Origin of the sequence: Prevotella rectalis, from assembly GCF_900607215.1 — a bacterium.
GTDB classification, from domain to species: Bacteria; Bacteroidota; Bacteroidia; order Bacteroidales; family Bacteroidaceae; genus Prevotella; species Prevotella brunnea.
In genome coordinates this window covers 155,859-168,072 of sequence record NZ_LR027819.1, presented here as the reverse complement: position 1 = coordinate 168,072, position 12,214 = coordinate 155,859, and the positions used below count along the sequence as shown (strand labels likewise).

The window sequence follows — 12,214 nt, the reverse complement described above, 5'->3', positions numbered from 1 at the left end:
CGATACGCAACGATAATGAAGCCTATCAGCATATTGCCTACTCACCGATATATCCGAAGTTCAAGGTTACAGATATACTTCGCAGAAATGGTTTTAAGGATAATTTCTATGGCATCGTGCCTACCCAACTTATTCCTGCATTGCTTACAGACAGCCGTGTGGAAACATTGCTAAAGGCAGGTCGTACAGACCACTTACGTTATTTTCTTGGCAACAGGAGGACTTTTGAGGAACTATGGCAGTCCTACAAGATTGCAGTCCGTAACGGCTATGAGATAGCAGACATTTCCCTTTGGAGTGATTATGTAGATACACTTAGAAGATTGGGCAAGGACATTCAAAACCCGAAATTTCTTTGCCCCACCCACCTCAAAGCCGAACACGACCGCAGACACGAGGAACTTCTCAGATTGCGTGAAAGGGAGGAGATAGAACAGAAGCAAAAGAAGGCAATGGAAGATGAAAAGCGTTTCAAAGAACTTAAATCCAAGTTTTTCGGTATCCATTTCACGGACGGCACTATCCAAGTCCACGTATTGGAGAGCGTGCAGGAACATTTGGAAGAAGGTGTATCAATGCATCATTGCGTATTTTCTAATGCATACTACCTCAAGGAGGACTCCCTTATCCTTTCGGCTACCATTGAAGGCAAGCGAATAGAAACCATTGAAGTATCATTACGAACTTTGGAAGTGGTACAAAGTCGTGGGGTGTGCAACAAGAACACGGAGTACCACGACCAAATCGTGAACCTTGTCAATGCCAACCGAAGGCTTATCAGACAGCGGATAAAGACAACAGCATAGTATGAACCATTAGATTATTAAAGACATGAAAGCAGAAATTGAGAACATCATTTGCAACTGGGCGGACGAGATACCACACATACTCATTCGGGTTATCAATGCGATAACCTTGTCCGACAACGAGGAAGAGTTAAGGACGGCAATAGGCAAGATAGCCGAAGAAACGGAGCTTGACAGGTTTTTTGCCTACGGTTATGGCGCACATCATTTTTGGCTCACACATCGCAAATTATCTAATGGAGAGCCAAAGGAATACAGATTATTAAAAGTTGAATTTTAAGATTATGAAAGAGAAAGTTTATAGAGTACGGACGCAATACATCTTTGAAGGAGTGTTTGATGTGGTTGCGGAGAGCAAGGAAGATGCACGGCAGAAAGTCCTGCAAAATTGCGGATTGGTGATGGGTGGCAGTATTCACAGCACTTTGCCCGATGATGAAGTAAATTGGGCTTTCTCTACGACCCCCGAAGTAAGGACGGGACGAATAACCATTCAAAAAGAACAGACGGAGTAATGCGGTCGGCAGATTTGCCGACCGCTCCTTTCTTTCGTGAGCTTAGAGCGGACAAAGAAAGTAGCAAAGAAACCCGATGAAAAGTACCTCGTTACTTTTGACAGTGAGTTGAGACGGCTCAAAAGTAACAAAAAGCCGTTACATTACTTTCTATGATGATTATCTATTAATTGGATTAACGTGAGTTCGACGAATTTAGAACAGAGCAAGCTGTGTGTCAATAGTCCTTTGTACATTTATACACGGCTTTTTGGGAACAGGCAATAGGCTGCAATAGCACCTAATAAATTGACGATAAAATTGTCAAAGCATCTATGCATGGAGTGCTCCACCTGTGCAATATTCTTAAGCTCATCATTCACAGTTTCTATAATGGCTCTTTTTCTGAGTAAGAGTCTGTCAGAAACGCTCATCAAAGCTCCTTTCATGTTGCTTTTCAGCTTGGTAATAAGTTGTATTCCATCCACAATATACTTTTGTACCCAAGAAAAGAGAGCAGTTGTGCTTTCAACAGGTAGTCAGAATGGTAGTCATCAAGCGGTCAAAATACTGCTACAAAAATGCTACACTACCGATTTGTCAAAATTGATAGAACAGTTAATTACAACGAGTTAGCAGAGTTTGGTTCATAAACCTCTCTCTCCGCATCACACAGCAAGTTAAGTCCCTTAGTTACAACAACTTAGGGACTTTTTATTTGTCTATACTAAAAAGTTGCCCCACTTTTTGCCCCAAAGTTGCCCCACTTTTTGCCCCACTTTTTTCTCCGAAAATTTGTTCAATCCTGAAAAACGCTTTTTTATGTAAATATTTTTCAGCATTTGTAATTACCTGTTTTTCAATGAATAACAGAAGTCGCAAAAAGTAGGAATCGAACCTTTTATATCAGATAATATCAAAAGTTTCATTTAGCGGACTTTTCGGCACTTGCAATATCACTTTCCCTTATGGTTCTTTTTCGCCCTAATCAACTCCGAAGCTCGAATGATAACCTTCTTGTTTAACACCACCCCTCCACAAACAAAACAATGATATGCAACACCAAAATTTTTATCACCAATATGCTTCTATTCAGGAAGAAGAAATAAGAGTATTAAACGAAACGTTACGCAACAGAACCGACAAGGAGTTTCATTGGTATGCTGACTTCCCTTATGTCATTGCCGAGCTTTCCACTTGTGATGGTCATGTAGATGCTAAGGTCATGGCAGTAAAGTATCCTATCACCCTTTCAGGCGGTATCCTCATAATGCCCGATGAAGATAACGAGTATTACGAGGTCGGATATAATGATATTCAATTCGGAGATATTGATGGGATATTGGACAAATTGCCCGAGGAATGACAAAAGAATACCCCACTGATATTTATCATAGAATAACATCAGTGGGGTAATACTTTAAAATATGTAGGGCTTAATTCACCTTATCTCCAATGATAGGCACTGTCATAGGCATACCGCTATTGTTCATATAGCTATACGTTCCTGTCCTTTGAGGATTTTTCATGGTAACCACTTGGTCACTATAAAAATCCTTACCAATCAGCACAACCGTATTGCCAAGATACATATCTAATTCCTTGTCAGATATTTCTTTTGCTAACGCAGCATCTTCACCAATCACCTGAAACACCTTGAATGATGTCTTCTTTTTGTTTTCATAGCTAACAGGCTTTTCAAGACGCTGTATAGCATCGTCTTCGTTGTTCTTTTGTCTTACAAAGCCAATAACAAATAGTGCTACTATTGTCAGGACTATACCTGACAACATGCCGATAAAAAAAGATGTTTTGTTCATTAGTTATTTATTTGCAAAGTTACTGGAAATAGAACTTAAAAGCAAATGGATATACTCTTTTTTTAATACTTTGAAATTCTATTGACTTTAATGTTCTCATACCCTATTTACCCCTATAGGGTAGCCCTTCTAATTTTTATTCATTCGCCAGAGCCAAATAGCACTGACTTCATTAAGCCCTCAGCAAAACACACTATCGTAAGTTTTGGTCTTGTATATAGCCCTAATCAGCTTCTATGAAGCCCTGTGGTCATAGGCGTTGCCTACTTTTGTGTTGCTACTCTGCATTGATTTTTATTGTGCAAAGGTAGCGTAGCTTCCATTCCTGTGAAAGTACCGCTAACACTATTTTCAGTAGATTTTTCACAAACCCACCGCAATTTCTCTTACAGACAAATTGGGCATCCATGAAAAATCTACTGAAAATTCCTTGCACATCCATTCCATCCACGCTTTTCCCATGCACATAAAAATTCAATCCCGAGCAGCCCCACTTAAAAAAGTGGGAACTAAAGGGAAAAGTATCAATCATTAAAACTTTTAGCTTATGCAGACAATTCAATTGCAAGTTAGTAACATCGACCCTATGATGATGGGGTATGAGCAAAAGACTACCTTTTGGATGGACTTTTCCATTGCAGACAAGTTTGGTATCGCTGCCATCAAAGACACCTACAAACGAGCTTTCAACGCATGGAAAGACAATCATGTGTATCTCACAGAGCTTGTTATGGTACTCAATCACAAAATTTGGCAGTGGTACGAGGAGAATGAAGCCATTGCAGGAGTGTACAACACACTTTGGGAGGAAGCTGACCTATGGGCGCAAGAAAACCTCAAAGGCAAAAAACTTGAATACTTCTATAACGTAACCGACTAAAAGGAAACGGAGAGGCTAACCACCTCTCCACAAAACTTACTAAAATGAAAGACCTAATTATACTGATTTGCTTTATAATAAGTGCAATAAATCTCATTGTAGTGGAGCATCCTGGCGATTTTCATAAGTGCATTGCATTAATCTTTTTTGTGGTTATGGCTTGTTTATGGATAGGTTCAACGAAGCAGGGGCATAATATCATTAAGTATCTATGTGATAATGTTTAAATCTGTATATCATGGGAAAGTCACATTTATCAAGCCCCTGCCCTGTGTGTGGAGAAAGAATAGTCATGAATAGTCATGGATACCAATGTGAATGTTGTAGCTTTAACTTTAGCTATTATATCTGTAACAGATACATTGATAAAAGAGAGGCTGAGATTATTCTTACTGGAGAAAGAATTATCTTAGATGGTTTTTCAACAAATTCTGGGCATGTGTTTTCTTCTATCCCAGTGTTAGATGGAAATTCTATTCGCCTTGATAATACGATTGATTATATATCTGGAATTGGTAGAATTATTGTAGGCAATAAAAGCTTTACCAATAGTGAGCAACCACATAAGTTGAGAATACAACGAATGTATAACGGTCATAGACTGACCATTTCAGAGATTAAAATCTTACTCCATGAAGGAACTGTTTTAATTGATACTTTTGACGAAAAAGGTAATGAAACTAAGAATATTCTTCAATACATGAAGAATAAACAAAAGGTTTCATTCCGCCAAAACTAAAGCAAAGGAGTCCCTGTCTCACGACAGAGACTCCTTTTAGGATTTAAAAATTCAATTGTCATTAAAACTTAATTGCTTATTTTCTTGTGGTTCTATGTGCCAACCATACTCTTGCAAGTTCTTTGCAAAGACAAAATCAATAAGGCTTTTTTGCTTATATTTCTTTGTTCCTTGCACAAACTTAGGTTGTTTTTGCTTCTCATAAAGAACCTGGATCACCTGAGAGTAACTTTCCTTGCATCGCAACTGTTCTTTATCTATTCTTTCCATGTAATAATTTACATCTTCTTTATCTAAATAGCTGTTAAGTAATTGTAATATGGTATCTCTTTGAAATGTTTCATCAAGTTGCAGCCAGCTGGTTTGCTTTATTTGTTTTCTTTTAGCAGGACGATGTTGTTTAACTTCTTCATATGGAAAGAGGTTCTCCCCTTCTTTACATGGACGATCTAACTCGGAGTCTTTAGATTTAGGATGCTCACGTGTGTAGATATAAAAGCGTAAAAACTTTGGAGAGCCATTACGCCCACGTCCATACCGTTCTGCAACTTCATAATCAAACCATACATCTGAACGTTTTTCACTATATAACCTATAAAGTTCTTGCTGTGGAGGGATAATAACCTTCTCAACCATGGTCTTAAATCGAGTATATTTCTCTTTTTCCAGCAACTCACCAGTCTTTGGGTCATGTAATTCAGAAAGTCCAAAAGTAAAACGGAATGCTTCGACAGACATCTTGACAACTCGTTTCTTATATGTTTCGTTCGGGGCAGATGGATCTACAAACCGAAACTCACCTGAGTACTGACAACAGAACTCATAGAACTTTTGTGAATACTTTGATTCAAGTAAAATGGCTGTGTGAAGATTTAGAACCGTAAATGATTTGGTTAGGCAGATAACATAATCATATAGCTCTGGTGAAACACGTACAGTATAGTCATTTGTTGCTGTATTCCAACGAAAGGCATCTATCCAATGAAAGTAATCTATGACAAGTTGGTTTTTCTCATTATTATGAAATTGAATGATTGATTTCTGCGCAAGCGAACGAACGGTTTTATAGGTTCTAACAATATTCGTATTGCCTCCTATTAAAGACAAGTCTTTATCCGTCATGTTAAAGACAAGATTTTCCCAGTTTTCACGCATCTTTAATCCCATTTCTTCATAACGCATTTTGATAGCTTCTGACAACTTATAAAGAAAACGTCGTTCCATCATGGTATAGCGTAATGGAGAACGCATCAACAGATTGCTGAAACTAAAAGGACTTCCTTTCGTTCCTCCATTCTCAATCAAAGTAAAAATTCGTTTTGTCATTTTTAAACCCTTTAATAACTTTTCTTTTGGATAAATCCTTATAAGGTCGTAGCGAAAAATGTATTAAAGGGTACTGTAGCGACTACTGCCTACTAAACCAGTAATTATATTAAAGTGTCTCGAAACGACGATACAAAGATATTTCTTTTCATTCATATAGGCAAAGAAACTTCATCTTTTCATAGTGATTTTGCAATTGTTCTAACAAGCAAAAAGAAGATATTATTCGTTCTCAAAAGGTTACATAATGCTTCTCAAAAGGTTACATAATGCTTCTCAAAAGGTTACATAATGCTTCTCAAAAGGTTACATAATGCTTCTCAAAAGGTTACATAATAACAAATAAACAAAATGATAATCAACGAGTTACAAGCCTCTAAAATAAAGCTTATAAATAAAATATATAAATAAAGCTTATAATGCGCGTGCGCAAGGAAACTTTTAACTAAAGGGAAAAGAACATTAAGGTTTATATCTCCCAGTTCCTTTTATATTGACCAAATACAATGGCTGGCTTGGTGGGATAAGGAATTTAAGGATAGATATGAGGAGATTTTGTTCTACAACTTTTTTCTTTATATCATTTATCTATATATTGACTCTTTTATATTACAATACATTTTCTATATTATTTCTTGTTGAATTTCTGCACACAGAAGGCATTACTATATTTTTCCCTTTCGTTTCTTTCTCATAAGGTTACATGAATATCATTCTTTTCCCTATAAGGTTTTATTATATCTATAATAAAGAAATAACATCATATTTTATTATTCTAATCGTGTATTATAATAATCATATAATCGTATTATGAAAGCATAAAATATGCTTACTTTATAGATGTATTTTATTATTGTCATATTTTAATAGTGTGATAAAGGAATAAATTCATAAAGGTATATTATAAAAGTGTGATATAGCTATTTATATAATATCAGATAATAGGTATAAAGTAATAATAGAATAAAGCTATATAATAATATTAGCATAGTTTATTATTATCACATTATAATCATAAACTACTTATCATTTTAGTATATTAGTATAATATAATACAATCATACTGATAATAAATATTATTATCATGATGTTATATAGAAAAGAAAAATCATTTAAATGGTTTATTAGTATGGTTTATACTTGGTATAAGTGTTGATTTCAATCGGAAGCAAGTTGTACCTTTATGCACCTATTTTTCAAATCGGGGCATAAAGGTTACTTGCCCACAGAAGTGGGAAATATACTGTCGCAACTCCAGTATAAGGACAAAAAGGTATAAGAATTTTATAATTTGAGCAATTTTTTAAAGATTGCTGATTGCTGTTTTTTCACATCATTTGTTAGTTCCTGCAATACTTTTACTTGAGGGAGAAATACATTTTCATAATAGTTTTTGTCTAATTCCCCAATATAAATGAGTTCATTTGCACGCTTAGTTATTTGATTTAGATTACCCCCTTGCTTAGAGAGTTCAGTAGAAAATTTGGATATAAGTATAGATAAATCGGTCAGAGATTTAATCCAACCTTTCGTTTTTGTGTCATCTAATTGAGATACAGCAGCTCTAATCATCGCAGACATATTGCTATAATTAGTGGCTTTCTTTTTAAATAATTCTAACTCACAATCATTTAGATTGAGAGGGATTCTGTTTATTCTTTTATATTTCTTCATTGTTATTTCTTTGATAATTACATAAGTAAAGATACAAAATCCCATCCAAATTAAATTATTTTCTTTACCTTTGTATTATCACTTTAAGAGGCTTTAATATAATTACTGATATAGCTGACAGTAGTCTTCACAGTATCCTTTAACATATATCTTTAAGTGAGTATAAGTATAATTAAAGGGTAAGTATGATTGCAACTATTTTAAGGTCAAGCTCAAATTTTAATGCAGTAGAATATAATGAGGCAAAAGTCTCAAAGGGTGTGGCAGAACTGGTTGAAATTAAGAATTTCGACCTTCTTCAAAATACAGGTAATGTTACAGCTTCTAACTTGCAAGAGTTTCTCATCAACTATTCTTCTCAAAATGACAATATTAAGAAACCACAGTTTCATCTTGCTATCTCATGTAAGAAAGATGAATATGATTATGATGAGCTTGTCAAAATAGCACATCAATATCTCAAAGAGATGGGTTATGGAGAAGATGGACAACCTCTTTTAATATATGCACATCATGATACAAGTAATCATCATATTCACATTGTAACAAGCAGAATTAATCCACAAGGAAAAAAAATCGACCATGATAATGAAAGATTACGATCACAGGCTGTTATAAATAAAATAATGGGAGTCAAGCCCAAACAAGATGTGAAAAACATAGTGCAAAAGTCTCTACGCTATTCATACGAGACCCTGGGACAGTTCCAGGCAATTCTTGAATCAAGTGGATACGAAAGTTATATAGAAGGAGACAATCTGAATATAAAGAAGGGAGGCACTGTACTCGAAAATATATTAATTGCAGAGATAGAGAAACATACACAAAAACGTTCTAAAGAGGAAACGCAAAAGAGGCGTATGCAATTAAAAGCTATATTGCTTAAATATAGAGATATTACGTCAAATAAGGAAGAACTCAACGAAGTTCTTAAGAAGAAGTTTGGTGTTAGTTTAGTTTTCATGGGAAAGAAGGATACACCATACGGATATATCATAGTAGACCATAAAGAAAAAGCCACCTACAAAGGAAAAGACGTGTTAGGGATAAAGGAATTACTTCACTTTAATAAAGAGGCTGTAACAGAAAAGAACAAGGACGAAATAGCAGTTTTCATACACAATCTTCTGGAGGAAAATAAGAAACAAACAATAGGTGAACTGAATGAGAAATTATGGAGAAAATATAATGTTAATGTTTATCATGATGGCTTTGTGCGAGATAGACATTACAAGATGGTTTCACAAGTAAATACTAAAGACTTTGATATTCTAAGATATAATTTTAAAGTGCAATGGATTCAGTCGTTTAACCCTTCAAGCGAGGAAGAACGATCTATTCTATGTAAGTTCGGGCATATTGAAGATGTAAATAACATCATAATAAATGAAAATAATGATGTGAATAAGATAAATTCGACAATCAATAATATCAAGAGTATCGTAGATGCAGAGGGAACTGGTTCTATATGCAAGGAACTTAATAGGGCAAAGATTGTTATTATCAGAAAAGAAGAAACTTTATATGCAATTGATATGGGAGCATCTACTATCATAAATCTAAATGAAACAGATATTGATATAACTAAACTTAAACAACATAGTTCTGTTGGAGCAAATGCTTCTAATGGTATTGTAGCAAATAAAGATAATATGCAACCGCAGATAACGAAAGTTGAGAGCTTGTTAAACTCAAAAGATACTGGACATCATTCTAATAGAGAGTGGGAAGTTGGTGGTTTTGATAATTGGGACGATATAGATGATGAACGGAAATTACGTCGATAAGTTATTACCAGGTAGTAATTTTTTGTTCATTCTCTATCGGTTTGAAATAATTTTCTAAATATGAATATGACAATTTCTTTTCATCAAGGAAAGAAATAGATATGGTACCATTACTTGATATACCCATAACTATTTCCATACCATTTGACAGCCACTTTGCCCTTGGAAGGAAAGCCCCCGAACTACACAAGGAAATCCATTGTGCATTATACTTTTGAGACATATTATTTTGCTTTTGAGAGAGTGCCTTAATTTCGTATTCTTCAATTGGTTTCCCATATTTTCCAGAGAGATATATAACCAATTTGTTTGCTTGATTTATGAGCTTATTATGGAGAGCTGTATTTAATATATCAAATACAGCACGATTTTTAGGTAAATCCATAGAAGAAAGAAAATTAGGTATATAACACATCATACTCTCTTCCGATGGTAGAGATTTAATAGTTATAGACACTAATTTACCATCAAGAAAATATGTAACTCCAGTAAAGAAAAAAGGAGAGGTATTACTGCTGTATTGTTCGAAATCCATTGTACCAATATCATGACAAGATGAAACATCTGTACAATCCATATCGAACTTAGCGCCATTAATTAATATTAAGTGTCGAGCAATTCCAATAGAGTCTGTCATAGCACACTCTTCTTTCATCTTGCTTGCCTGGTTATAGTGACCTTCATAGGTCATACCTAACCTATAATATCCTAAAATAGGATATTGAGAGGGGATAGTATCTGTTTCTTTGGAATGTACAGATAAGGCTATAAATAATGAGATTACTATAAATAGACAACGCATATTCTTTGTATTTTATGGTTTATTTAGTAATAACGTCATGATATACATTTTATTACCCACAATCAATTATTTCACTATTTTATTTATGATACACTTAGTCTACCTTTGTACTACTATTATTTTTGTATCCTGTATAAATAGAAATTATACATATTAGTATAAACATGCAATATAGACAAATTAGTCCAAATAAATATAGTCTTTTCATCTACTCATTAAGTAAGTTGATATATTATATCATCATATGTTTGATGAACGATAGCAGATAAAACCGCTTCTTTTTCTTCACAAGAAGGCAATCTGAAATAATAGCCACCAACAACACTTGATATTTGTTGTTCAGGAAGTGAATAACCATTAAAAACAGCTGAAATTGTAAAATCCCCATTCATATGTTTGCGTATTATAGTATCTATATACGATATTTCTTTCTTATATCTAATATTTAGAAAACTTTCTTTAAGTCCCAGACTATACAATGGAACGCCTTCCGAATAAGAGATAATAGAAATATTATTTTGTTGCTTACAGAGTTCGATAATTTGTGTTGGATTAATTATCACACATATATTTCCTCTCACTCCTAATGTCTTTATATCATACAGATAGGCATTGTTTAATAAGTTATGTACAGCAATTGCATCATCATCGAACGTCAAGTAATAATCCGTGCATTTCACGCAGACTATATTCCCGTTATGATTTTCAGACTTCTTTTTTAAAAATAAATTATGCAATATTGAGTTTTTTGACTGTTGAGTTCTCGCGGCAAGGCTATAATTTTGCACCATATATAGAATATATGCATATTGCTCTTGAAATAGATCTTTCAATGAGTCCAATATAGCTCTCTCAACTTTGCTAAAACTCCATTCATATTCATTAACCAAGGTAACTACCTCGCTGTTATCTATTAATACAGAAATCTTATTTCTATCTATGTGGAAGGAAGAAAGGCGAAGGGTTCTTATAAAGCTCAATCCTTCCACAGAAAGTTCTTTATCAACAATTGGGTAATCTATAGTTCCCTCATTGGAACTTATTCGCAAATAGTCCAACGATTGCTGCAATTCTGCAATTGTTGAAAGTATATCATTATGATAGATAATGCTATCATGTTTCACTATATCATAATTCATGGATTCCAATACTTTTATACCATATTGATTAATAATCATAAAGGAATAGATAGTATTATCTTCCTCGAAGTCAATTAACTCCCAACCCATCTTTAGATACAATTTGTCTGCTTCATTATTAATAGCGACACAACATGCACCTATATTAAAAAGCACAAGTGCCTTCTGCTCTATAATCAGATTAGAATGACACTTGTATAAGCTTTTAATAAGATTTGTAAAATCTTTCTTTAGCTCCATTATGGCAACGGTATCTCAAAGGTTTTAATTACATTCTTACCATCTTTATCAAAGAAGACCCATCGTTCAGCCCGATATTTTAGTCCGTCTTTATCTACACATTCATAATCAATTTTGACTTTCCACCCAGACCATTGTCCTTTTGGTACATTCTTGAAAATCATGTTTTGAACCTCAGTTGCAGCATTCATTTGACGACGCATTAAACCAACAGTATACGCATCACTATTCGAAATATCACTAATGTCTTTTGTCTTAGCCATAAGTTGTTTAGTAACAACAGCCATAACTTTCAACATACCAGTAATCTCATTGCGTGTGAAGTAGGTAACTCCAAAAGCAGAGTCAGGTTGTGAGTAGGCGATTATCTTTAATTGCTTTGGATAATCAAGCGATGCTTCAAGATTCTCTTTGGCTCTGTGTGTCATTTCAGATTTAGAAGATCGACAAGAAATAATAATCAATGCAGCCAAGAGAATAATAATTATAGGCAACTTCTTCATAGAA

At 34.4% G+C, this 12,214-nt stretch carries 13 protein-coding genes and 1 pseudogene; 7 read left to right on the top strand and 7 right to left on the bottom strand.

The window, feature by feature from the left end; all coding sequences use genetic code 11:
• From E0E16_RS00915 to E0E16_RS00905, 3 genes are all read left to right on the top strand, one after another.
• A partial coding sequence (locus E0E16_RS00915; RefSeq protein ID WP_181951308.1) for a PcfJ domain-containing protein occupies positions 1–806 on the top strand: 806 nt, incomplete at its 5' end.
• Between the two features lie 25 nt (positions 807–831).
• Positions 832–1,086: a DUF8466 domain-containing protein gene (locus E0E16_RS00910; RefSeq protein ID WP_061450632.1), complete on the top strand. Its 255-nt coding sequence runs from the start codon at positions 832–834 to the stop codon at positions 1,084–1,086.
• A 4-nt stretch (positions 1,087–1,090) separates the two neighbouring features.
• Positions 1,091–1,321, top strand: a complete 231-nt coding sequence (locus E0E16_RS00905; RefSeq protein WP_165444174.1) for a hypothetical protein — start codon at positions 1,091–1,093, stop codon at positions 1,319–1,321.
• A 236-nt stretch (positions 1,322–1,557) separates the two neighbouring features.
• Here E0E16_RS00905 and E0E16_RS00900 read toward each other — a convergent pair.
• A pseudogene (locus tag E0E16_RS00900) lies at positions 1,558–1,782 on the bottom strand (transposase); the annotation flags it as partial.
• Between the two features lie 572 nt (positions 1,783–2,354).
• Between E0E16_RS00900 and E0E16_RS00890 the strand changes: the two are divergent.
• Positions 2,355–2,666, top strand: coding sequence for a hypothetical protein (locus E0E16_RS00890; protein ID WP_130828412.1), 312 nt, complete (start codon positions 2,355–2,357; stop codon positions 2,664–2,666).
• A gap of 70 nt (positions 2,667–2,736) precedes the next feature.
• Here E0E16_RS00890 and E0E16_RS00885 read toward each other — a convergent pair whose 3' ends face one another.
• Positions 2,737–3,120, bottom strand: coding sequence for a VPDSG-CTERM exosortase interaction domain protein (locus E0E16_RS00885; protein WP_130828411.1), 384 nt, complete (start codon positions 3,118–3,120; stop codon positions 2,737–2,739).
• Between the two features lie 547 nt (positions 3,121–3,667).
• On the opposite strand from E0E16_RS00885, the gene E0E16_RS00880 reads away from it, so the two are divergent.
• Positions 3,668–4,000 carry a hypothetical protein gene (locus tag E0E16_RS00880; RefSeq protein WP_130828410.1) on the top strand — a complete coding sequence of 111 codons (333 nt, stop codon included), beginning with the start codon at positions 3,668–3,670 and terminating at the stop codon, positions 3,998–4,000.
• A gap of 238 nt (positions 4,001–4,238) precedes the next feature.
• Positions 4,239–4,739: a hypothetical protein gene (locus E0E16_RS00875; protein ID WP_130828409.1), complete on the top strand. Its 501-nt coding sequence runs from the start codon at positions 4,239–4,241 to the stop codon at positions 4,737–4,739.
• A 51-nt stretch (positions 4,740–4,790) separates the two neighbouring features.
• On the opposite strand, the gene E0E16_RS00870 is transcribed toward E0E16_RS00875, so the two are convergent.
• Positions 4,791–6,065 (bottom strand): replication initiation protein, encoded by a 1,275-nt coding sequence (locus E0E16_RS00870; protein ID WP_130828408.1) that lies wholly within the window; start codon positions 6,063–6,065, stop codon positions 4,791–4,793.
• 1,284 nt (positions 6,066–7,349) lie between these two features.
• A complete protein-coding gene (locus E0E16_RS00865) occupies positions 7,350–7,739 on the bottom strand; it encodes a mobilization protein (RefSeq protein WP_130828407.1) in 390 nt (129 codons plus the stop codon).
• A 185-nt stretch (positions 7,740–7,924) separates the two neighbouring features.
• On the opposite strand from E0E16_RS00865, the gene E0E16_RS00860 reads away from it, so the two are divergent.
• Positions 7,925–9,526 carry a relaxase/mobilization nuclease domain-containing protein gene (locus E0E16_RS00860; RefSeq protein WP_130828406.1) on the top strand — a complete coding sequence of 534 codons (1,602 nt, stop codon included), beginning with the start codon at positions 7,925–7,927 and terminating at the stop codon, positions 9,524–9,526.
• Between the two features lie 4 nt (positions 9,527–9,530).
• Here the strand turns inward: E0E16_RS00860 and E0E16_RS00855 are convergent, their stop codons facing one another.
• The 3 genes from E0E16_RS00855 to E0E16_RS00845 form a co-directional block, all read right to left on the bottom strand.
• Complete coding sequence (locus E0E16_RS00855) at positions 9,531–10,328, bottom strand: hypothetical protein (RefSeq protein WP_255418085.1); 798 nt, start codon at positions 10,326–10,328, stop codon at positions 9,531–9,533.
• Positions 10,329–10,543: 215 nt separating this feature from the next.
• Positions 10,544–11,707, bottom strand: a complete 1,164-nt coding sequence (locus E0E16_RS00850; protein WP_130828405.1) for a hypothetical protein — start codon at positions 11,705–11,707, stop codon at positions 10,544–10,546.
• Complete coding sequence (locus E0E16_RS00845) at positions 11,707–12,210, bottom strand: hypothetical protein (RefSeq protein WP_165444172.1); 504 nt, start codon at positions 12,208–12,210, stop codon at positions 11,707–11,709. Before E0E16_RS00845 ends, E0E16_RS00850 begins: the two co-directional genes overlap by 1 nt.
• Between the last annotated feature and the right edge of the window lie 4 nt (positions 12,211–12,214).